The sequence below is a fragment of the Mesorhizobium sp. YIM 152430 genome (genome assembly GCF_029210365.1).
Lineage (GTDB): Bacteria > Pseudomonadota > Alphaproteobacteria > Rhizobiales > Rhizobiaceae > Aliihoeflea.
Genome location: NZ_JARGES010000043.1, coordinates 298,909 through 321,208 on the forward strand (window position 1 = coordinate 298,909; position 22,300 = coordinate 321,208).

General features: G+C 63.6%; 19 protein-coding genes and 1 pseudogene. 8 read left to right on the top strand and 12 right to left on the bottom strand.

The window, feature by feature from the left end:
- The first annotated feature begins 2 nt into the window (after positions 1 to 2).
- Together PZ895_RS13710 and PZ895_RS13715 are read left to right on the top strand one after the other, a co-directional pair.
- The gene (locus PZ895_RS13710; protein WP_275839546.1) at positions 3 to 1,043 is read left to right on the top strand and encodes a HEAT repeat domain-containing protein; all 1,041 of its coding nucleotides are present in this window, start codon (positions 3 to 5) and stop codon (positions 1,041 to 1,043) included.
- A complete protein-coding gene (locus PZ895_RS13715; protein ID WP_275839547.1) occupies positions 1,040 to 2,467 on the top strand; it encodes a glycosyltransferase family 2 protein in 1,428 nt (475 codons plus the stop codon). Before PZ895_RS13710 ends, PZ895_RS13715 begins: the two co-directional genes overlap by 4 nt.
- Before the next feature lie 154 nt (positions 2,468 to 2,621).
- Here PZ895_RS13715 and PZ895_RS13720 read toward each other — a convergent pair.
- The 9 genes and pseudogenes from PZ895_RS13720 to PZ895_RS13760 form a co-directional block, all read right to left on the bottom strand.
- Positions 2,622 to 4,877: pseudogene (locus PZ895_RS13720) on the bottom strand (heavy metal translocating P-type ATPase); the annotation flags it as partial.
- 170 nt (positions 4,878 to 5,047) lie between these two features.
- Complete coding sequence (locus PZ895_RS13725) at positions 5,048 to 5,791, bottom strand: SDR family NAD(P)-dependent oxidoreductase (protein ID WP_275839548.1); 744 nt, start codon at positions 5,789 to 5,791, stop codon at positions 5,048 to 5,050.
- Positions 5,788 to 6,699, bottom strand: coding sequence for an NAD(P)-dependent oxidoreductase (locus PZ895_RS13730; protein ID WP_275839549.1), 912 nt, complete (start codon positions 6,697 to 6,699; stop codon positions 5,788 to 5,790). Before PZ895_RS13730 ends, PZ895_RS13725 begins: the two co-directional genes overlap by 4 nt.
- Positions 6,696 to 7,685, bottom strand: coding sequence for a D-erythronate dehydrogenase (denD, locus tag PZ895_RS13735; protein WP_275839550.1), 990 nt, complete (start codon positions 7,683 to 7,685; stop codon positions 6,696 to 6,698). Before denD ends, PZ895_RS13730 begins: the two co-directional genes overlap by 4 nt.
- A gap of 26 nt (positions 7,686 to 7,711) precedes the next feature.
- Positions 7,712 to 9,526 (bottom strand): IlvD/Edd family dehydratase, encoded by a 1,815-nt coding sequence (locus PZ895_RS13740; protein WP_275839551.1) that lies wholly within the window; start codon positions 9,524 to 9,526, stop codon positions 7,712 to 7,714.
- A 103-nt stretch (positions 9,527 to 9,629) separates the two neighbouring features.
- On the bottom strand, positions 9,630 to 11,120 hold the full coding sequence (locus PZ895_RS13745; protein WP_275839552.1) for a tripartite tricarboxylate transporter permease: 1,491 nt from the start codon (positions 11,118 to 11,120) through the stop codon (positions 9,630 to 9,632).
- A gap of 12 nt (positions 11,121 to 11,132) precedes the next feature.
- Positions 11,133 to 11,603 carry a tripartite tricarboxylate transporter TctB family protein gene (locus tag PZ895_RS13750; protein WP_275839553.1) on the bottom strand — a complete coding sequence of 157 codons (471 nt, stop codon included), beginning with the start codon at positions 11,601 to 11,603 and terminating at the stop codon, positions 11,133 to 11,135.
- Positions 11,604 to 11,681: 78 nt separating this feature from the next.
- Positions 11,682 to 12,656 (bottom strand): tripartite tricarboxylate transporter substrate binding protein, encoded by a 975-nt coding sequence (locus PZ895_RS13755; protein ID WP_275839554.1) that lies wholly within the window; start codon positions 12,654 to 12,656, stop codon positions 11,682 to 11,684.
- A gap of 54 nt (positions 12,657 to 12,710) precedes the next feature.
- Positions 12,711 to 13,721, bottom strand: coding sequence for a LacI family DNA-binding transcriptional regulator (locus PZ895_RS13760; RefSeq protein ID WP_275839555.1), 1,011 nt, complete (start codon positions 13,719 to 13,721; stop codon positions 12,711 to 12,713).
- Between the two features lie 188 nt (positions 13,722 to 13,909).
- Here PZ895_RS13760 and PZ895_RS13765 point away from each other — a divergent pair, with 188 nt between their 5' ends.
- From PZ895_RS13765 to PZ895_RS13785, 5 genes are all read left to right on the top strand, one after another.
- Positions 13,910 to 14,680, top strand: coding sequence for an SDR family oxidoreductase (locus tag PZ895_RS13765; RefSeq protein ID WP_275839556.1), 771 nt, complete (start codon positions 13,910 to 13,912; stop codon positions 14,678 to 14,680).
- A 47-nt stretch (positions 14,681 to 14,727) separates the two neighbouring features.
- Positions 14,728 to 15,792 carry a sn-glycerol-3-phosphate ABC transporter ATP-binding protein UgpC gene (gene ugpC, locus PZ895_RS13770; protein ID WP_275839557.1) on the top strand — a complete coding sequence of 355 codons (1,065 nt, stop codon included), beginning with the start codon at positions 14,728 to 14,730 and terminating at the stop codon, positions 15,790 to 15,792.
- A gap of 64 nt (positions 15,793 to 15,856) precedes the next feature.
- Complete coding sequence (locus PZ895_RS13775; protein ID WP_275839558.1) at positions 15,857 to 17,176, top strand: ABC transporter substrate-binding protein; 1,320 nt, start codon at positions 15,857 to 15,859, stop codon at positions 17,174 to 17,176.
- 76 nt (positions 17,177 to 17,252) lie between these two features.
- Positions 17,253 to 18,206 carry a sugar ABC transporter permease gene (locus PZ895_RS13780; protein WP_275839559.1) on the top strand — a complete coding sequence of 318 codons (954 nt, stop codon included), beginning with the start codon at positions 17,253 to 17,255 and terminating at the stop codon, positions 18,204 to 18,206.
- Positions 18,207 to 18,267: 61 nt separating this feature from the next.
- Positions 18,268 to 19,113, top strand: coding sequence for a carbohydrate ABC transporter permease (locus tag PZ895_RS13785; RefSeq protein ID WP_275839807.1), 846 nt, complete (start codon positions 18,268 to 18,270; stop codon positions 19,111 to 19,113).
- Positions 19,114 to 19,192: 79 nt separating this feature from the next.
- Here the strand turns inward: PZ895_RS13785 and PZ895_RS13790 are convergent, their stop codons facing one another.
- Both PZ895_RS13790 and PZ895_RS13795 read right to left on the bottom strand, forming a co-directional pair.
- Positions 19,193 to 20,035: an ureidoglycolate lyase gene (locus tag PZ895_RS13790; RefSeq protein WP_275839560.1), complete on the bottom strand. Its 843-nt coding sequence runs from the start codon at positions 20,033 to 20,035 to the stop codon at positions 19,193 to 19,195.
- Positions 20,036 to 20,056: 21 nt separating this feature from the next.
- Positions 20,057 to 20,791, bottom strand: coding sequence for an SDR family oxidoreductase (locus tag PZ895_RS13795; RefSeq protein WP_275839561.1), 735 nt, complete (start codon positions 20,789 to 20,791; stop codon positions 20,057 to 20,059).
- 215 nt (positions 20,792 to 21,006) lie between these two features.
- On the opposite strand from PZ895_RS13795, the gene dgcN reads away from it, so the two are divergent.
- Entirely contained in the window at positions 21,007 to 22,005 is a 999-nt protein-coding gene (gene dgcN / locus PZ895_RS13800) for an N-acetyltransferase DgcN (RefSeq protein ID WP_275839562.1), read from the top strand.
- Here the strand turns inward: dgcN and PZ895_RS13805 are convergent, their stop codons facing one another.
- The gene (locus PZ895_RS13805; protein ID WP_275839563.1) at positions 22,006 to 22,299 is read right to left on the bottom strand and encodes a DUF1330 domain-containing protein; all 294 of its coding nucleotides are present in this window, start codon (positions 22,297 to 22,299) and stop codon (positions 22,006 to 22,008) included.
- Position 22,300 lies beyond the last annotated feature (1 nt).

Sequence of the window (22,300 nt, forward strand, 5' to 3'; positions counted from 1 at the left end):
TCGTGCTCGTTCTGATCTGGACCCTGTCATTGATCCTGAGCGCGATTTCGATCCTCGTCATGGTGATCCTCGTTCTGAGGCGCGTCGTCGCCGCGCGCCGGGAAGAGCGCGACGCGGAAAGCCGTCGACGCATCATGACCGCGATGATCTGCCTTGCCCACGACAAGGACGTCGACGCGTTCCTGGCGGTTGCGGCGCAGGCATCGACAAGCGTCACCGCGGATGCGAGTTCGGAATTTCTCGGGCTCGTCCGCGGCGAGGAACGCGAAGCGGTGCTCCAGGCCCTGCTGCGCGCAGGCCAGCCGGACTTTCTCGAACGCGAATTGAAGCGCGGCGACGAAGTGCGTCGGCTTCATGCGGTCGAACTGATCGCGGCCTACGCGCCCGATGTCGCGATCGGTCCGCTGCGCGGACGACTGGAGGGGGACCGCTCGCGCGAGGTTCGCATCGCGGCCGCCATCGAACTCGCCAAGATCGGCACCGTGCCGCCGCTTGGCGAACTTCTCGACCGGATCGGCTACCGCGGACAGCGCTCGCGGCGCCTGGCCGAACTGTTCGGGCTGCTGCCGGAGCAAAGCGCGGCCGAACTGCGCGACCTGACGCGGCAGCGCGATGCGCCCGGTTTCCTGCGCGCTTCGGCTCTCGAGGCGCTCTGGCGGCGCGATGGGCTCGTCGAGCCGTCGATCTTTGTCGAGGCGGCCGAAGACAGCGTGCCGGAAGTTGCCGCCGCGTCCTTGCGCGCGCTCGGCCGGATCGGGCAGCGTACCTCTCTGCCGCTGCTCCTGTCGAAGCTGTACCACCCGGATTGGGAAGTGCGCATGGAGGCGGTCGAGGCCGTCGGGCGGCTCGGCGACCCGGATGCCGCGAAGGCTGTGACCGATCTTCTCGACGACGAGCAATGGACCGTTCGCTACAAGGCCGCGCAATCCCTGCTGCGGCTCGGCCCGGTGGGCGAGGCAACCTTGCGCACGGTCGCGCTGGAAGGCACCGCGCGCAAGCAGCGCACGGCCTCGCTCGTCCTGTCGGAGGGGATGCCGGCATGATCGAGCCGTGGAGCCCCGCGATCGTCTGGGCCGCGACAATCATCGCATGGGCGGTCATCGCTCTCGGGCTGGCCCAGACCACCGTCTACCTCGCTCAACTCCTGTTGGCGGCCTACGCCTTGTCCAAGAGGCCCCCGGTCGCGCGCTCGGCATTGCTTTGGCGCCGCTACGGCGAAGTCGCGCCTCCGATCGCGCTGATCGTTCCGGCCTATAACGAGGAAGTCAACATCGTCGAGAGCGTGCATTCGATGCTCGCGCTGGAATATCCGAACTTCGAGGTGATCGTCGTCAATGACGGATCGAAGGACGCCACGCTGGAGCGTCTCGTCGAAGCCTTCGGCCTGCGGCGCGTCAACCGCCCCTACGAGGAAGCGCTCGCGCACCAGCCCATCCGCGGCATTTATTCGTCACCGATGACGGAGCGGCTATTCGTCGTCGACAAGTCCAATGGCGGCAAGGCCGATGCACAGAATGCCGGCATCAACATATGCCGCGCGCCGATCTTCTGCGTCATCGACGGCGACTCGATCCTGGAGCCCGATGCGCTGATGCGCGCTGCCCAGCCCTTCATCGACGACCCGGTCCGCGTCATCGCCGTCGGCGGCACGATCCGCGTCGCCAACGGGTCGACTATCGAGAACGGCCGGGTCACGCAGATTCACCTGCCGCGGCGTCTGCTGCCTCTCTTCCAGGTCGTTGAATATCTCCGCGCTTTCCTGATGGCACGGCTCGCCTGGAGCCGGATCAACACGCTGATGCTGGTCTCCGGCGCCTTCGGCGTGTTCCGGCGTGCCGAGGTGGTCGCGGTCGGAGGTTTCACCAAGGGCTCGCTCGGCGAGGATTTGGACCTCATCATCAAGCTGCACAGACTGATGATCGATGCCGGACGCGACTATCGGATCGAGTTCATTCCCGAACCGGTATGTTGGACCGAAGCGCCCGAATCTCTTGCCGTCCTCTCGCGTCAGCGCTCACGCTGGCAGCGCGGAGCGTTGGAGGGCTTCTTCCGGTATCGCTCGATGTTGTTTCGCCCGCGCTATGGCCGCATCGGCTTCCTCGGCATGGGTCATATCCTGATCGTCGACGTTCTGGGGCCGATCGCCGAGGTGCTGGGCTATGTCCTGATGCCGCTCTTCTGGTTGCTCGGCATCTTGTCGTGGCACTATTTTCTCGCCTTCACCGCGCTCGTCTTCACCTATGGCATCGTCATCAGCGTCTGTTCGCTGATCCTGGAGGAAGCCGAACTCCAGCGCTTCCCTCGTGCTCGCGATCTTGCAATCCTGACCATTGCGGCGATTGTCGAGAATTTCGGCTATCGCCAGCTCAACAATATCTGGCGCATCAAGGGGTATTGGCAGTTCCTGCGCCAGGATAACAATTGGGGCGAGATGACCCGCACAGGCATTGCCAGGAAGGACGGCTAAGCGGTTCACTGACCGTTCTTTGGGTAGGTCCTTACTTTCGCAACCTGTATCAATCCCACCGGTGCGCCGGTGATTTTTTTACAACGAAGAGCATTGCGTATACGAACGTCTCACGGCGCTGCTTGAATCGCCGTTAGATTGGAGCCGCGGCGTTTCAGCTTGTCGACCGGGCGTCGAGGCCCGTCGTTGCGGCGGCAAAGCGCCGGAGGCGCAATGCATTTGCCAGAACGAACACGCTCGAGAGAGCCATCGCGCCTGCCGCGAGGACCGGCGACAGGAGAATCCCGAATTCGGGGTACAAAATGCCGGCCGCGACCGGGATCAGCGCCGCATTGTAGGCGAAGGCCCAGAACAGGTTCTGCCGAATGTTGTCGATCGTCGCCTTCGACAGGGCGATGGCGTTCGCAATGCCTTGCAGGCTTCCGGACATCAGGACGACGTCGGCAGCCTCGATCGCGATATCGGTTCCCGTTCCGATGGCCAGCCCCACATCCGCTTCGGCGAGCGCCGGCGCATCATTGATGCCGTCGCCCACGAAAGCCACCGCGCCATGCTCGCGCTTCAGGCGACGAATCGCATCGACCTTGCCGCCCGGAAGCACTTCCGCGACGACGTCGTCGATGCCGAGACGACCGGCGATGGCCTGTGCCGTCCGCGAGTCGTCGCCGGTAACCATAGCAACCTTGATGCCGAGACGATGGAGCGTGGCGATCACAGGTGGCGTCGCGGCCTTGACCGGATCAGCGACCGCGATGACGGCCGCCGCTTTTCCACCGATCGCAGCATAGAGCGGTGTCCTTCCATCGGCGGCAAGCCGATCCGCCATGGTGCGAAAGCCCGTCACGTCGACGCCGATAGCCGCCATGAACCGCTCGGCGCCGACCTCGACGCGCAGTCCGTCTATGGTGGTGGCGCGAACACCAAGGCCGGTCACGGATTCGAAGGATGCGATCTGGGGTAGAGCGATGCGCTCCGCCTGCGCCGCATCGACGATCGCTCCGGCGATCGGATGTTCCGACTTCGACTCGGCCGCAGCGACCAGACCCAGAACCGTGGAGCGATCGAACCCGTCGGCAGTTTCGAAATCGGTGAGCGAGGGCTTGCCTTCCGTCAACGTTCCCGTCTTGTCGAAGGCGACGACCTTGGCGTTCTTAAGCGATTGCAGGGCCTCGCCCCTGCGAAAGAGCACGCCCATTTCCGCGCCGCGACCGGTGCCGACCATGATCGATGTCGGCGTGGCAAGACCCATGGCGCAGGGACATGCGATGATGAGGACGGCGACGGCGTTGACGAGGGCAAATGTCAGCGCAGGCGACGGACCGAAGACCAGCCAGATGACGAAGGTCAGCACCGCGATGGCCATCACCGCGGGGACGAACCACAGCGTGATCTTGTCGACCAAAGCCTGGATCGGCAGTTTCGAACCCTGCGCCTCCTCGACCATGCGGATGATCTGTGCAAGCATGGTCTGGCTGCCGACGGCGGTCGCCCGGAACGAGAATGCGCCCTTCTGGTTTACGGTGCCGCCGACGACGATGCTGCCCAGGGATTTTGCCACCGGAACGGGTTCGCCGGTGATCATGGATTCGTCGACATAGCTTTCTCCCTCGATGAGTTCGCCATCGACCGGAATGCGCTCGCCGGGACGAACGTCGATGACGTCTCCCGCTGCGACCTCCGCGATCGACAGTTCAACGGCCCCGCCCCCGCGGCGCACACGCGCGGTCCTCGGCTGCATTCCTACTAGCCGCTTGATCGCCTCCGACGTCCGACCCTTTGCCCGCGCTTCGAGATACCTTCCCAGGAGGATGAGGGTGACGATGACCGCGGCCGCCTCATAGTAGACGTTGACGGTGCCCTCGGGCAGTAAGCCCGGCGCAAAGGTGGCGACGAGCGAGTAACCATAGGCCGCAGCCGTGCCCACGGCGACGAGCGAGTTCATGTCGGGCGCTGCACGGAACAGGGCGGGAAAACCCTTCCGATAGAAACGGAGACCCGGCACGAACAGGGTGAATGTCGTCAGCGCGCACTGGATATACCAGTTCCAGTTCATGCCGATCGAACGTTCGATAAGCCCATGGATCCAAGGCAGCAGATGCACGCCCATTTCGAGTATGAAAACCGGCAGTGTGAGTGCCGCTGCAAGCACGAAATCACGCCGCAATTCGCGGCGCTCCTCGTCCTTTCGCTTGCCGGCGCTCTCGAACAACGCTTCGGCATTCTCGCTATGACGGACCTCGTAGCCCGCTGCCGCGACGGCGGCCACCAGATCGGCCATATCCGCCGAACCGGCGATCGTTGCCCGTTCCGTCGCGAGATTGACGCTCGCATTCACGACGCCGGGAACCTGCCGCAATGCCTTTTCGACGGCGCCGACGCAGGACGCACAGCTCATGCCCTGCACGGTGAGCGAGGTCGTCGATGAAGTTTGACTTTTGCGGAACGGAGCGTTCACGGCCGCTTCTCCTTCAATGCTTTCAAGCAGGAAAGGAAGATGGCGCTTCCAGCCACTGGAAGGTCAAGCGCTCGATTGGCATGTTTTGCCTTCCGTCCGGCGCGAATGCCGGGCGGCGCGCCGGTTCAATAGACGGCGCGCCCGCCGGATATGTCGAAGACCGCCGCGGTCGTAAAGGAGCAATCCTCGGAAGCGATCCAGGTGATCATCGCCGCGACCTCGGCCGGCTCGACGAAACGGTTGAGCGGAATCTTGGCGAGCATGTAGTCGATATGTTCCTGCGTCATCTGGTCGAATATGGCGGTGCGGGCCGCTGCGGGCGTCACGCAGTTCACCAGGATTCCCGACCCGGCGAGTTCCTTGCCGAGCGACTTGGTCAACGCGATCAGGCCGGCTTTCGAGGCAGAGTAGTGCGAGGCGTTGGGATTGCCCTCCTTGCCGGCGATCGACGCCACATTGACGATTCGGCCATAGCCCGAAGTCATCATCAGCGGCGCGAGGGCATGACACATGAGATAGGGGGCGACGAGATTGACCTCGATCGTGCGCCGCCAGATATCGGGTGCGAGTTCCCATGTCTTCGCGTTGCCGCCGGTGATGCCCGCATTGTTGACCAGGATATCGACCGGCCTGGCCTCGAAGCTCCTGCGCGCGGCTTCAGCGACCGCGACATCATCGGTCAGTTCGACCACCGCGCCGCTTGCTTGTCCGCCAAGCGTGCGGACCGCTTCGCCTATGGCCGCCGCATCGACGTCCCACAATTCGACGGCCGCCCCACTGGCGATCATCCGCTCGGCCGTGGCAAAGCCGATTCCGCGCGCGCCCCCCGTGACGATGGCCTTGCGGCCCTGAAGATCGATGCGGTTCATGCGCATTTGCCCCCTTGCTTGCGATCGATGCCATTCAGTTCGGCGACGATGTCGGCAAGCATCGGCACATAGTCGTCGCCCCGTCCGATCCCTTCGGCGGTCGCGAAGCTGTTCTTCACGCTCGACGCCATGTGCGAGGCAATGCCGCTCTCGCTGGCAAGGCCGGTCAGATAGCGCATGTCCTTGTGCGCGTTGCGCAAGGTGAACTTGTGCGCGTCGCGGTTCCGGTCGACCGCGTATTGCATGAAGGTCTGGAAGAAGCCGCAATCCATCCGGCCGCCATCGATGACGGCACGAAACGTTGCGGCGTCGACGCCGTTCCTGGCCCCGATCGCAAGCACTTCGGCATAAAGCGCGGCATAGCCCAGCGCGACGAAGTTGTTGAGAAGCTTGACCGTGTGGCCGGCGCCGACATCGCCCACCCGCACGATGCGAGCTGCCCAGCATCCGAGCAGCGGTTCGAGCCGCGCGAAATCCGCCTCGCTGGCGCCCACCATCGTATCGAGTTTGCCTTCCCAAGCCTCCTTCGGCGTGCGCGCAAGCGGTGCGTCGACAAAGGCGATGCCGGCCGCCTTGCATCTGGCGGCGAGATCGCGCGTCGAGACGGGATTGCTGGTCGAACAATCGATGATCGTATGGACCGCACCCTTGGGCGACAGGATTTCTCCGACCACCGCTTCGACCTGCGGACTGCCGGGAAGGCACAGGAAGACGATGTCGCACCCGGCGGCGAGATTGGCCACCGTTTCCGCCTCGCTTGCACCGCGCTTGCGAAGATCCTCGACGGGCGCGCGGTTGCGATGGCCCATGACGGTCATCGGATAGCCGGCCTCGACGATGTTCTTCGCCATGCCATGACCCATCAGGCCGACACCGATGAAGCCGATCTGTTCGCGTGCGCTGGTCATGTTGCGTTTCCTCCGGTCTCATGTTTTCGGGCACGTTCGTCGGCGATATGCGCCTGTACGATCGCCGCGAAATCCGGATCGGCCTTGAAGCCCGCATTCGCCGCACGCTCGGCCGAAAAATCACGCGGCCAGCCGGCGACGATCCTGCTTATCGCCGCATCCGGCTCGCGCCTGATCAGCGCCACCGTTTCGTCGCCGGCGATCCGGCGCAGTGTGTCGACCATCTCGCCGACCGTGACCGACAGGCCGGGCATCGTCAGTGAACGCCGGTCGCCAAGATCGGCCGTGTCGAGCGTGGCCGCATGAAGGAGAAAACCGACCGCCGCCGCCGGGCTCGCCACCCAATGACGTACGTCGTCGCCGACCGGCAAGACCGCCTCGACGCCGGCGAGCGGCTCGCGGATGATGCCGGAGAAGAAGCCCGAGGCTGCCTTGTTCGGCTTGCCGGGACGAACCACGATCGTCGGCAGCCGGATGCCGATGCCGTCGACGAAGCCCTTGCGGCTGTAGTCCGAAATGAGAAGTTCGCAGATTGCCTTCTGCGCCCCGTAGCTCGTCAGCGGCGCGTGCAGGAAAGTGTCGCGGATCGGTTCCTCGAACGGCGCCCCGAAGACGGCGATCGAGGAGGTGAAGACGAGGCGCGGCCGATAATCGTCGCCCGCAAGCCGGATCGCTTCCAGGAGGTTCTGCATCCCGACGAGATTGATCCGATACCCCTTCTCGAAATCGGTCTCCGCCTCGCCGGAGACGACCGACGCCAGATGAAAGATGACGTCCGGCCTGGCCTCGACGAGGTTCGTGATCGTATCCGCATCGGCAATGTCGCCGGCGCTCGTCGAAACGAGCGGCGAGGCGAATCCGCCTTCGACGACGTCGAAGCAATGGATCGCGGAGATCGGACGCCCGGAAAGCGTCCCGTCGGCAACAAGTGCATCGATCAGCCGGCGGCCGATCATGCCCGCGCCGCCAAGAACCAGTATGCGCATCGGCATCTCCCTCCCCTCCTGAACTTTCAGTGGTTGTCGCGCGGAACGAGCGGCATCTTGCCGTCGACACCACCCTGGGCGAGCCGGCGGTAGGCGACGGCCGGTTCCAGCACCATGCCCGTTTCGAGCTGAGAGACGAGGCCGCGCTGAATCTCCTGCCAGGGCGTCTGGTGCGCTGGAATCTCATATCCGCCCCGGCGTTCGAGCTCGGTGCGGCGGCCTTGCAGTTCGCCGTCTTCGACCAGCATGTCAGCCGTGCCGTTCTTCAGGTCGATGCGGACGCGGTCGCCGGTCCTGAGCAGCGCCAGCCCGCCATTGAGCGCCGCCTCCGGCGAGGCGTTGAGGATCGAGGGTGAACCGGAGGTTCCCGACTGGCGGCCGTCGCCGATGCAGGGCAAGGAGTGGATGCCGCGCTTGATGAGGTAATCCGGGGCGCGCATGTTCACCACTTCGGCCGCACCCGGATAGCCGATCGGCCCCGCACCCCGCATGAAAAGGATGCAATGCTCGTCGATCCCGAGCGCCGGATCGTCGATGCGGTGATGGTAGTCCTCCGGCCCGTCGAACACGATCGCCCGCCCCTCGAATGCCATGGGTCGAGCAGGGTCGGACAGATAGCGGTCGCGGAATTCCTGCGAGATCACCGACATCTTCATGATGGCGCTGTCGAACAGGTTTCCGCGCAACACCCGGAAGCCGGCATTGGTCTTCAGCGGCCGGTCGAAGGGCCGGATGACGCGATCGTCCTCGATCGCGGCGGCGCGGCAGTTCTCGCCGATCGTGCGCCCGTTGACGGTGATCGCGTCCGCGGCGATCAAGCCGTTGGCCATCAGTTGCGCGACCACGGCCGGCACGCCGCCTGCGTGATAGTAGTCCTCACCCAGATATTCTCCTGCCGGCTGGAGATTGACCAGAAGCGGCACGTCCTCGCCATAGGTCTGCCAGTCGTCGATCGTCAGTTCCACCCCGACATGGCGCGCCAATGCGTTCAAATGGATCGGAGCGTTGGTGGAGCCGCCGATGGCCGAATTGACGCGTATGGCATTGACGAAGGCGTCGCGCGTCAGGATGTCGGACGGCTTCAAGTCCTCTCCGACCATTGCGACGATCCGCTTGCCGGTCAGGTAGGCCATTTCCTGGCGGTCCCGGTAGGGAGCCGGGATCGCGGCCGAACCGGGAAGCTGCATACCCAGCGCCTCGGCCAGGCTGTTCATGGTGGTCGCCGTCCCCATCGTGTTGCAATAGCCGGTGGAGGGAGCCGAACTGGCCACCAGCTTGATGAAGCCGGCATAGTCGATCTCGCCGGCGGCCATCATCTCGCGCGCCTTCCAGACTATGGTGCCCGATCCGGTTCGTTCGCCGCGGAACCAGCCATTGAGCATCGGTCCGACCGAAAGAGCGATGGCCGGGATGTTGACCGTCGCCGCCCCCATCAGCATGGCGGGGGTCGTCTTGTCGCAGCCGATGTTCAACACCACGCCGTCGAGCGGGTAGCCGTAGAGCACCTCGACCAGGCCGAGATAGGCGAGATTGCGGTCGAGCGCGGCTGTCGGGCGCTTGCCGGTTTCCTGGATCGGATGGACGGGAAACTCGATCGCGATGCCGCCCGCCTCGCGAATACCCTCGCGCACCCGCTTGGCGAGTTCGAGGTGATGACGATTGCACGGCGACAGGTCGGAGCCGGTCTGTGCGATGCCGATGATCGGCTTTCCCGACTGCAATTCCTCCTGCGACAGGCCGTAATTGAGATAGCGTTCGAGATAGAGCGCCGTCATGTCCGGGTTCAGCGGATTGTCGAACCAGGCGCGCGACCGCAGCTTTCGACCTTCACCCATCGTCATGATTGAACCCTCCCGATTGCCGCCCGTGCGAGTCATTTCCAGTAATTTGGCAGCGCTGCCATTCCTATCGTGCGTTGGCTGCCGACACAACACCCTTGCGCCTTCATGTGGATGCTTCCTGCCTTTTGCGGAACGTCGAATACAGGACGGACGCCCAGATCAGGGCGAGCGCGACAGCGAGCACGGCGGCGATCGGGCGGTTGACGAAGGTCAGGAGCGAGCCGTCGGACTTGATCATCGTCGTGATGAAATTGTGCTCGAGGATCGGCCCGATCACGATACCGAGTATGCAGGGGGCGATCGGAATGTCGTTTTCTTCCATGAAGAAGCCGAGAAGGCCGAACACGAGCATGACGACGATGCCGTAGGCTGCATTGTTGGAGGCGAAAGCGCCGACGATGCAGAAGACGAGAATGATCGGCATCAGGATCGAACGCGGCGTGCGCAGCAGACCTCGCGCCAGCTTGATCACCATCCATCCCAAGGGAATCATCAGCAGATTGGCGAGAATGAAGATCAGGAAGACCGCATAGATCGTCTGCGGATTGAACAGGAACAGTGTCGGCCCCGGATTGAGACCCTTCACATAGAGAACCCCGATGACGATCGCCGTGATCGTGTCGCCGGGGATGCCGAAGACGAGCGCGGGAACCCATGCGCTCGACAGCGCGGCGTTGTTGGAGGATGTCGCCTCGACGAGACCCTCCACATGTCCCCTCCCGTATTTTTCCGGCGTTCGGGAAAAGCGCCGGCTGATCGCATAGCTCACATAGGCCGCCACATCGGCGCCCGCACCCGGCAGGATGCCGATCGCCGTGCCGGTCACGTTTCCCCTGATCTGCTGGCGCCAGTAGTGGGCCAGCATCCCGCCCCAATCGCGGAAGATGTTGCCGACCTTGACCTGGACATTGTCCCAGGACGGTGCCCCGGCCGCCATGGTTCGCATGACCTCGGAAACGGCGAACAATCCGATCATGGCCGGAATGAAGTCGATGCCCGCCATCAGATCGGTCGAGCCGAAAGTAAAGCGCGGGACGCCCGACGCATTGTTGAGGCCCACCGTCGCGACTAGAAGACCGATCAGCAGGCTGACCATGCCCTTGACCGGCGAGGCCGACCCGATGAAGGTCGCGCAGGTGAGGCCGAGCATCGCCATCCAGAAATATTCCTGCGACGAGAAGCTCAGCGCGAACTCCGCCAGCGCCGGTGCAGCGAAAATCAGGACAAGCGTGCCGAAAAGCCCGCCGAGCGCCGAGAAGAGAACGCAGGCGCCCAGCGCCCTTTCCGCCTCCCCCTTACGCGTCATCGCATAGGCTTCGCTGGTATAGGCTGCCGAGGCAGGCGTACCGGGCATTCGCAGCAACGTTCCGGGAATGTCACCGGCGAAGATCGCCATTGCCGCGCAGGTCACCATCGCGCCGACGGCGGGAATCGGATCCATGAAGAAGGTCAGCGGCACCAGAAGAGCCGTCGCCATCGTGGCGGTCAGGCCCGGAACCGCTCCGACGAGCAGACCGAACAGGGCCGCTGCCGTGACGGTCGTCAGAACCTGCCAGGTGAAAACGAGCCCGAATGCCTGGAACATCGCGTCCATTCCGCCCTCCTCCTACCAGGGCAGCCGTGGCATCACGCCGAACGGCAATGGAACCAGCAGCAGGCTGCGGAAGACATAGTCGGTGGCCATCGTCGCCGCGACGGCGAAGAAAATCGCCTTGCCCCATGAGACCGACAGCAATCGAAACAGGACGAGGAGCATCGCGAAGGAAATCGGCACGAAACCGACACGACGGGCAAGGAAGATATAGGCGATGATGCAAAGGATCGTGACGAGAACGGCAAGCAATGCGCCCGGCTGACGGGTCCATTCGGTTCGCGCGACCAGCGGCAGCCGTCCCGCCTGCCATCCCTTGACGAACAGAATGAGCGCGCAGCAGACCATCGCCAGCCCTATCAGCGTCGGAAAGGCCGCCGCGCCATATTGCTGTCCGGGTACAGCCGGCAAGGTGCGCGCATAGATAGCTATGGCGGCTCCGAGAAAAAGGAGCACGATGCCGAGCATCGTGTCGCTGAACCGCATCAGGACCTCCGCCCTACCGCTTGCAGACTTGATCGATCGCCTGCCGGCCGTCCGGCCGACAGGCTCCGCCGTCCGGGCTTATTGCGCGAGCCCGACCGCCTCCATCGTTTCGCCGAGCGAAGCGTCGGCCTGTTCCATGAACGCCCCGAACTCTTCGCCTCTGGCCCAGCGCACGCCATAGCCCTGCGCGGCCATGAAGTTCTGGTAGTCCTCGCTGTTGTAGACGGCTTCGAGTGCATCCATCAGGCGCGTGGCGACGTCATCGGGCAAACCCTGCGGACCGACGATGCCGCGCCATGCGCCGATCTGCCAGTCGGAGCCGATCGCTTCAGACAGGGTCGGCACATCAGGAAAAAGTTCGGCGCGTTCCGGGCCCATCAGGCCGAGCGACTTGACGCGGCCGGCTTCGATCAGCCCGCGCGCCTCGACGAGCGAGACGGGAACGAGGTTGACGCCGCCGGCCATCAGATCCTGCAAGCCGGATGCCGCGCCATCGCTCGGCACCCAAGGCACATTCACCGGATCGATGCCGCGATCGTTCAGCAGGCCGGCGATCGCCAGATGCCAGATGCCGCCCTGGCCGGTTCCCGATGCGCGGAACGTTCCGGCGGGCGAACCGGCAATCGCGTCCAGAAGATCTTCCAGCGTGTCGTATTCGGAATCGGCAAGCACCTGGACCCCGGCGGCATCCTCATTCATCAGGGCGAGCGGCATGTAGTTCGCGTAGGTCAGTTCCGTCAGGCCCTGCCAGTGCATCATGCCGATCTCGACGGTCGCGATGCCGATCGTGTAGCCGTCCGGCTCCGCCTCGGCGATGGCGGAATGGCCGACAACGCCGGAACCGCCGGTCCGGTTCACCACGCTGACCGGCTGACCGAGTTCCCGTTCGAGGCCGGCGCCGATGATGCGCGCGGTGGCATCGGTGCCTCCGCCCGCGCCCCATGGCACGATCAGGGTCAATGGCCTGTCGGGATATTGCGCCGCGGCATACGGTATGCTCCCTGCGGTAACCGTGAGCGCGGCGCCCAGTGCCAGAACGGTTCTTGCAATCATCTTCGTTTCCTCCCTTGGCAATGAATCGGATGGGACCGATGCCTCCCGCATCGGTCAGGTGGTGGCTCCCCTGACAAGTTCGAACGGAACGTCGACGATTTTCGCGCCTCCCTGTTCCATCACCATGCGCGCGCCGATCTCGCCGATTTCGGTGCGCGGCGTGCGAAGGGTCGTCAGTGGCTGGGGTGCGAAGCGGCCGATGTCGAGGCCGTTGAAGCCCATGATGGCGAGTTGCGACGGCACGGCGATGTTGTTAGCGATACAATGAAAAAGACCGCCGACCGCGAAATCGTCATTCGAAAAATAGACTGCGTCGAGATCGGGATTTCGCGCCAACATCCGCTCGAGGGCGGCGCGCCCTGCTTCAGTCGACGAAGTGCGTCCCATGAGCTCCGTTTCCACAACGCTCGCACCGGCTTCGGCGACGACCGCGCTAAAGCCCTCGAAACGCTTTCGCGCTCGTGGGTCGAAGGAGAATTCAGGTCCGACATAGCCGATGCGCCGATAGCCGCGCTCGACGAGGTGACGGGCGCTCACCGCGCCCGCCTCGCGCTGCGAGAACCCGACGACGATATCGATCCCCTCGTCATCGGTATCGAGCAGTTCGGCAATGCGCACGCCGCTGTTCTTCAGCATGGCGCGCGTGCGCGGCGTATGCTCCAGCCCGGCCACCAGAAAGGCGGCGGGGCGCCACGCCAGCATCGATTGGATGACCTTCTGCTCCTGTTCTAGATCGTAATCGGTGACTGCGATAACCGTCTGGAAGCCGATCGGATTGAGCGTCAGCGCCGCTCCGCTCAACAGGTCCGGGAAGACGATGTTGTGCAGCGACGGGATGACGATCCCGACAAGGTTGGACCCTGAGGAAGCCAGCGTTCCGGCGATCCGGTTGGGCACATAGCCCAGTTCCTCGACCGCCTTCATCACGCGGTCGCGGGTGGCCTGCGAGAAGGAGCCGTGGTTGCGCAGGACACGCGAGATCGTGCTCATTCCAAGGCCAACGGCCGCGCTGACTTCGCGCAGCGTGACCTCGTTCCGGTGCTTGTGATCGTCGTCCTGATCCATGGTGCCGATACCCTAGCGGCAACGTCGAGCGACGGCTACCACATATTTGGCAGCGCTGCCAAATATTACTTGCCAGCAATTTGACGATGCGTTACCCGTTTGCTCCAGGTTGCCCGCCGACCCGTTTGCGAACGGTCAGGTTGTACCGGGGAGGAGTGCTGTGACGTCGACGGTGCGGAACATGCCGCATGGCTGATCATGCCCAAAAAAAGGTTTCCGTCGCACTGGTGACGGGAGGCGGTACCGGGGTTGGCCTCGCAATCACGACCGCGCTGGCAAAGTCGGGATGGCAGGTGGTCATCACCGGGCGCCGCGGTCCGGTCCTTCAAGACGCCGTGGCCCGGCTTGGGCGCGACGGCATGGCGGTGACGGCCCTCGTGGCCGACCTCGCCGATCCCCAGGCGGTGCAGCGCCTCTTCGACGAGATCGTGGTTCGCCATGGCAGGTTCGATCTTCTGGTCAACAATGCCGGCATCAACGCGCCGCCCGTGCCGCTGGAAGAGGTCGATTTTGCGGACTGGAATGCTGTCGTCGGGTCAAATCTGACCTCGGCATTTCTTTGCACCCAGCAGGCGGTGCGCCTGTTCAAATCGCAGTCTCCCAAGGGTGGCCGGATCATCAATAACGGGTCTGTGTCGGCGACCACCCCGCGACCCAATTCGGCGCCATACGCCGCGACCAAACATGCGATCACCGGGCTCACCAAGGCGACGTCGCTGGAAGGTCGCACTCACAACATCGCCTGCGGCCAGATCGATATCGGCAATGCGGCGAGCGAGATGACCGACACGATTTCAAAGGGCGTGTTGCAGGCCGACGGGCGGATCGCCGCCGAGGCGACGATCGACCCGCGCGATGTCGCCGACGCGGTCGTCTACATGGCCGGTTTACCGCTCGGAACCAACGTCCTGACGATAACCGTCATGGCAAACACGATGCCGTTCGTCGGGCGCGGATAGCGCGCTCGCATTTCAGCCGGCGCACGGGAAACCAGGGAGAACATCCAATGGCGTCAGTCGAAATCGACGACGTACGCAAATCCTTCGGAAATCACCCGGTCATAAAGGGTGTCAGCGTCGATATCGAGGACGGCGAGTTCGTCATCCTGGTCGGTCCATCCGGCTGCGGCAAATCCACCCTGCTGCGTATGCTCGCCGGTCTCGAGCACATCACTTCGGGCGAAATCCGCATCGGCAACCGGGTCGTCAACGACCTGCCGCCCAAGGAACGCGACATTGCGATGGTGTTCCAGAACTATGCGCTCTACCCGCACATGACTGTCGCCGACAACATGTCGTTCTCGCTCATGCTTGCCGGCGTGCCGAAAGCGCAGATCGAGGAACGTGTGAAGCCGGCAGCTGAAATCCTCGGACTTTCCAGTCTGCTGCACCGCTACCCACGGCAGCTTTCGGGCGGCCAGCGCCAGCGCGTGGCCATGGGCCGGGCCATCGTGCGCGATCCGCAGGTTTTCCTCTTCGACGAACCGCTTTCCAATCTCGACGCCAAGCTTCGCGTGTCCATGCGCACCGAGATCAAGAACCTCCACCAGAGACTGACCACGACCACGGTCTACGTCACCCACGACCAGATCGAGGCGATGACGATGGCCGACAAGATCGTCGTCATGCATGACGGTATCGTCGAGCAGATCGGGGCGCCGCTCGATCTTTACGACAACCCCGCCAATCTCTTCGTCGCCGGCTTCATCGGCTCGCCCGCGATGAACTTCCTCAACGGGCGCATAGACGATGCCGATCCGACCCGCTTCGTCTCCGACGACGGCGTCGCATTGCCGGCCCCGCAGGACATCCGGTCGGCTCGCGGAAAGGCACTTGTCTACGGCATCCGGCCGGAAGCCTTTTCGTTGGGGGGGCCGGTCGAACTCAATGTCCAGGTGATCGAGCCGACCGGCTCGGAAAGCCAGATCGTCGGGCTGATCGGGCAAACGCAGGTGACCTGCGTCTTCCGCGAGCGGGTGGCGCTTGCGCCAGGCGAAACGCTGAACGTGGCGATCGATCCGCACACCGTGCATGTGTTCGACGCGGGCAGCGGGATGCGACTTACCGACTGAGGCAGAGGAGCGGGCGAGGAGGGCGGGAGGCCCAAGGCGTCCCAAACACGAAGGAGGAGATGACATGACGTTCAATCGCAGACAGATCATGACAGGTGCCGCCGGACTTATCGGAACGGCCGCGCTCGGCGGCATAACCATGCCGCGGCGCGCTTTTGCCCAAAATGCCATGCCCACCTACACGCCGGAATCCGGCGCGACGCTGAGGCTGCTGCGCTGGGTTCCCTTCGTCAAGGCCGAGGAAGATGCGTGGAACGCCAACACGCGCGCTTTCACCGAGGCTACCGGCGTCGAGGTGCGGATCGACCAGGAAAGCTGGGAGGACGTGCGGCCCAAGGCGGCGGTCGCCGCCAATATCGGCTCAGGCCCCGATCTGGTGATGGGCTGGTTCGATGACGTCCATCAATATCCCGACAAGCTGGTCGACGTGACCGAACTCGGCACCGCGCTGGGTGAGGCGCATGGCGGCTGGTATCCCGGCCTCGAAGGCTATGCGCGCCGCGACGACGGCTTCATCGCCCTGCCGCTCTGCGCCATCGGCAACGCGATCTGCTATCGCGCGAGCCATGTGGAAGCGGCCGGCTTCTCGGAGTTTCCGAACGACACGGATGGCTTCCTGGAACTATGCAAGGCATTGCAGGCCAACGGCACGCCGGCTGGCTTTCCGCATGGCAAGGCCGTCGGCGACGGCAACAACTACGCGCACTGGCTGCTGTGGAGCCACGGTGGACGCATGGTCGACGAAAGCGGTACGGTGGCCATCAACAGCCCGGAAACGCTTGCCGCCATCGAATATGCGCAGGCTCTCTACGCGACATTCATCCCCGGCACCGAAAGCTGGCTCGACATCAACAACAACCGCGCCTTCCTCGCCGGCCAGTGCTCGCTCGTCGCCAATGGCGTCTCGCTCTACTATGCGGCCCGCAACGATGCGGCCATGCAGGAGATCGCCGACGACATCCGCACCACGACCCTGCCGATCGGACCGGTCGGTGAGTCGGTCGAATTGCACCAGACGTCGACGCTGGCGATCTTCAATCACACGCCCTACCCCGAAGCCGCCAAAGCCTATCTCGCCTTCATGTACGAAGCCGACAACATGAACGCGTGGATCGAGGGCGCCAGCGCCTATTGCTGCCAGCCCCTGCGCGCATTCGAATCGAACCCGGTCTGGACGTCCTCACCGATCCACGAGCCATATTCGAAGGCTTCGGCGAGCCTGCGGCCGAATGGCTGGCCCGGCCCGCTCGGCTATGCGTCGGCGGCAGTCATGGCCGACTATGTCCTCGTCGACATGTTCGCCGAGGCCGTCACCGGGCAACGCACACCCGAAGACGCCATTGCAAACGCCGAACGGCGCATCAACCGGTACTACCGCGTCTGACGCGGCGAGCGCCGGGCTTTTTCGAGCCCGGCGCTTTCGCCTGAGCCCATGTCTACCCGGTGAGGAGTTCACGCCAATGTCCACGACCCTGGAAGGCGACGACGTCACGTCCTCCCGGCCTCGCACATCGATGCTGGCGCGCCTTAGCGAAAGCCGCAACGGGCTCGGCCTTTTGTTCATGCTTCCTGCGGCAGCCTTCCTGCTGTGTTTCCTGACCTATCCGCTGGGCCTTGGCGTCTGGCTCGGCTTCACCGATACGTCGATCGGCCGTCCGGGAATCTTCATCGGCCTCGAGAACTATGTGTGGCTTTGGAACGACAACGTGTTCTGGCTCTCGGTCTTCAACACGCTGCTCTACACCTTCGTCGCTTCCGTGCTGAAATTCGCGCTCGGCCTGTGGCTTGCGCTCGTCCTCAACCAGCATCTGCCGTTCAAGAATTTCTTCCGCGCGATCATCCTCCTGCCCTGGGTTGTGCCAACCGTGCTTTCTGCGCTGGCCTTCTGGTGGATCTTCGATTCGCAATTTTCCATCATCTCCTTCGTGCTGATGGAATGGGGTCTGGTCGAACGCCCGATCAACTTCCTGGGCGACCCGAATCTCGCCCGCGCTTCAGTGATCGCCGCCAATGTGTGGCGCGGTATTCCGTTCGTCGCGATCTGCCTCCTGGCTGGCCTGCAAACGATCCCGCAATCGCTGCATGAGGCGGCAGCGCTCGACGGCGCACGTTCCTGGCAGCGGTTCCGCTATGTCACGTTGCCGCTGCTGACGCCGATCATCGCCGTGGTGATGACGTTCTCGGTGCTGTTCACCTTCACCGACTTCCAGTTGATCTACGTCCTGACGCGCGGCGGACCGGTGAATGCGACGCATCTGATGGCGACGCTCTCCTTCCAGCGCGCCATTCCCGGCGGGCAACTCGGGGAAGGCGCCGCGATCGCGGTCGCGATGATCCCGTTCCTGCTCGGCGCGATCCTGTTCAGCTTCTTCGGCCTGCAACGCCGCAAATGGCAGCAGGGCGCAGCCGATTGAGGACATGTCCATGACCGACAACGCAATCGCCGCCAAACCCGCCGAAGACGACATCGTCGGCATGGGGCAGTACGACACGCTGATGCGCCGCATCGTCGTCGTCTACCTGCCGCTCCTCGTCTTCGTCTTCGTCCTGCTGTTCCCGTTCTACTGGATGGCCGTGACGGCCGTGAAGCCCAATCACCAGCTCACGAATTATCGTGACTACAGCCCGTTCTGGGTCGTCGGGCCGACGCTCGATCACATCAAGTATCTCCTGTTCCAGACCTCCTATCCAGGATGGCTGTGGAACACGATGATCGTCTCCGTCTTCTCGACGATCCTGTCGCTCGCCGCCTCGGTCTTCGCCGCCTATGCGATCGAGCGGGTGCGGTTCACGGGCGCGCGGGTGACGGGGCTGATGATCTTTCTCGCCTATCTCGTGCCGCCCTCAATCCTGTTCATTCCACTCGCCTTCATGGTGTTCCAGTTCGGCATCTACGACACGCGTCTTGCACTCATCCTCACCTACCCGACCTTCCTGATCCCGTTCTGCACCTGGCTACTAATGGGCTACTTCCGCTCGATCCCCTTCGAACTGGAGGAAAGCGCCCTCGTCGACGGGGCGAGCCGCTGGCAGATCCTGACCAAGATCGTCCTGCCGCTCGCCATTCCCGGCCTGATCTCGGCCGGTATTTTCGCCTTCACGTTGTCGTGGAACGAATTCATCTATGCGCTGACCTTCATCTCCTCGTCGGAGAACAAGACCGTGCCCGTCGGCGTCCTGACCGAGCTCGTGCGCGGCGACGTCTATGAATGGGGGGCGTTGATGTCCGGCGCGCTGATCGGCTCGCTGCCGGTCGTCATCCTCTATTCGTTCTTCGTCGACTACTACGTGTCGTCGATGACGGGCGCGGTGAAGGAGTAGGCTTTCTCCAGGAGAAGCGGCGAAAAGGCCGACGCATACGTGTGCCGGCCTTTTCATTTTTCAGATAGTCTTGCGCGGGTCAGTCTGCGGCAGTCCGCTGGTTCTGCTCGCCCAGTCCCTCGATGCCCAGACGCATCGTCTGGCCGGCCTTCAGATAGACGGGCGGCTTCTGACCCATGCCGACGCCGGGCGGCGTGCCGGTGGCGATGACATCGCCCGGATGTAGCGTCATGAATTGCGACAGATAGGAAACGAGATGGGCGACGCCGTAGACCATCGTTTTGGTCGAGCCGTCCTGATAGCGGTGTCCGTCGACTTCCAGCCACATGCCGAGATTCTGCGGGTCCGCTATCTCGTCCGCCGTCACCAGCCACGGCCCGATCGGCCCGAACGTGTCGCAGCACTTGCCCTTGTCCCAGGTGCCGTGGCGCTCGAGCTGGTATTCGCGTTCCGACACGTCGTTGACGACGCAATAACCAGCAACATGCGACAGCGCCTCGGCTCCCGACACGTATTTCGCGGTCTTTCCGATGACGATGCCGAGCTCGACCTCCCAATCCGTTTTCACGGAGCCGCGGGGAATGCGAACCTCATCATTCGGCCCGACTATAGCCGAACGCGGCTTCATGAACATGATCGGTTCCGGTGGAACCTTGGCGCCGCTTTCGGCGGCATGGTCGGCATAGTTGAGGCCGATGCAGATGAACTTGCCAACATCGCCCACGCAGGGGCCGATGCGCGGATTGCCGTCAACCTGCGGCAGGCTCGCCGGATCAATCCTGGCGAGGCTCGCAAGCCCGGACGGCGTCAGCGCCTCACCTGAAATGTCGGCGACCTTGCCCGAGAGATCGCGGATGCGTCCCCCGGCATCGAGTAGCCCCGGCTTCTCCTGCCCCGGCTCGCCATAGCGCAGCAATTTCATGCGTCATTCCCTTCCTGTTGATCAGATCGCCCAGCCGCCGTCGATCAGGTGAATCGCGCCGGTCGTATAGCTTGCCGCCGACAGATAGACGACAAGATCGGCGATCTCCTCGGCCGTCCCTATGCGTCCGATCGGCTGACGTGCGATGAACGCTGATCGCGCCGCCTCGTAGTCGCCCTGCGCCCTCAGCCTTTCGTGCAACGACGGGCTGTCCACTGTTCCCGGGCAGATCGCATTGCAGCGGATGCCCTGCGCCACATAATCGGCGGCGACTGATTTCGTCAGGCCGATCACCGCTGCCTTGGAGGCGCTGTAAAGGCAGCGATTGGGCACGCCCTTCACGCTCGAAGCGACCGACGCCATGTTGATGATGCAGCCGTCGCGACGCTCCAGCATACCCGGCAGCACGGCCTTGATCATGCGGATCTGCGCCTTGACGTTCAGCGCGAAGGCGAAGTCGAACTCATCGTCCGTGCAGTCGAGCACGGTGCCGGCATGAACGATGCCGGCGCAGTTGAACAGGATATCAATCCGTCCGAGTTCACCGACCAGTGACGAAATCGCCGTCGGATCGAGGACATCGAGCGGCCGTGCCGTAATGCCTCGCACGCCTTGAAATGCCGTGAGACCTTCAGAATTGATGTCGGTCGCAACGACCGTCGCGCCCGCTCGCGCCAATGCAATCGCGCTCGCATGACCGATCCCCTGCGCGGCGGCGGTCACGAGCGCGGTTCGGCCCGTCAGATCGATCATCATTCCTCCCTCCTCATGATCTTCCCTCCTAACACCACGCGCAAAGGATGAGAACCGCAAAATGGCAGCGCTGCCAGACCCAGTTGTCCCGAAGCCCTTACTCCATGCTTGCACCAATGGGCAAAAGCGCATCTGGCCCTAAAGCCACACCGGTCTCGCCCTTGAGGCATGTCGAGCGAGATGCGACAACGGTCCCGTTCCGGATATCGAGGTTCGCAATGCTCAAGACCCCTTATTTGCTCTTTCTGGGCGACGCGCCCGATCCGCTTGCGGCCAAGGTCGCCAACGGCATCAAGGACTGGCGGCCCGATCTGTCCGTCGGCCAGTTCCGCATGGAAGGCTGCAAGGCCGATCTCGGCTTGAAGGACATGGCGATATCCGAGGCGAAGGCTGCGGGCGCGAAGACGCTGGTGATCGGCGCAGCCAATCGCGGCGGCGTCATCTCGCAAAGTTGGATCGCGGTGATGAAGGAAGCGATCGAGGCCGGCATGGACGTTGCGTCCGGCCTGCACGATCTTCTCTCCGAAGTGCCCGAACTCGTCGAAGCCGCCGAGCGCTACGGCACAAGACTGATCGACGTGCGCATCCCGACCGTCGATTATCCGATCGCAAACGGCGTCAAGCGCAGCGGCAAGCGGTGCCTCGCCGTCGGCACGGATTGCTCAGTCGGCAAGATGTACACTGCGCTGGCCATGGAAAAGGTGATGCGCGCGCGCGGCATGAAAGCAACGTTCCGCGCCACCGGCCAGACCGGCATCCTGATCACCGGCGAGGGCGTGCCGCTCGACGCGGTGATCGCCGATTTCATGGCCGGCTCGATCGAATGGCTGACGCCCGACAACGATGCCGACCACTGGGACCTGATCGAGGGACAGGGCAGCCTTTTCCACGCCTCCTATTCGGGCGTGACGCTGGCGCTGATCCATGGCGGCCAGCCCGACGCGCTGGTGCTCTGCCACGAGCCGACGCGCAACCACATGCGCGGTCTTCCGGGCTACAAGCTGCCCACGCTCGAGGCGCTGCGCGATCTGGCGCTGACCATGGCGCGAATGGTCAATCCCGATTGCAAGGTCGTGGGAATTTCGATCAACACGGCGGCGATGCCCGAATCCGAGGCGCGCGCCTATCTCGCAGAAGTCGAGGCGAAGATGGACCTGCCGACCGTCGACCCGTTCCGCAACTGCGCGGAACGGCTGGTCGACGCATTGGAGGCGTGACTACGCCTCGTAACCTTCCATGATGGTCATTTCGGCATCCGCCACTTCTTGGCGGATCGCCTTGGCCGCCTGGTATTCGGCCGAATTGTAGCAGTCGAGCGCGTCCTGCATCGAAGCGAATTCGATCACGACATTGCGCGCCCGCCCCTTGCCTTCCATGGCATGATGGGTGCCGCCGCGGGCCAGGAACTTCGCGCCATAGCGCTCGAAGGCCGGCTTGGCGGTCGACACGTAATCCTTGTAGCGCTCGGGATCGCGGACATCGACATGTGCGATCCAGTAACCCTTGGCCATG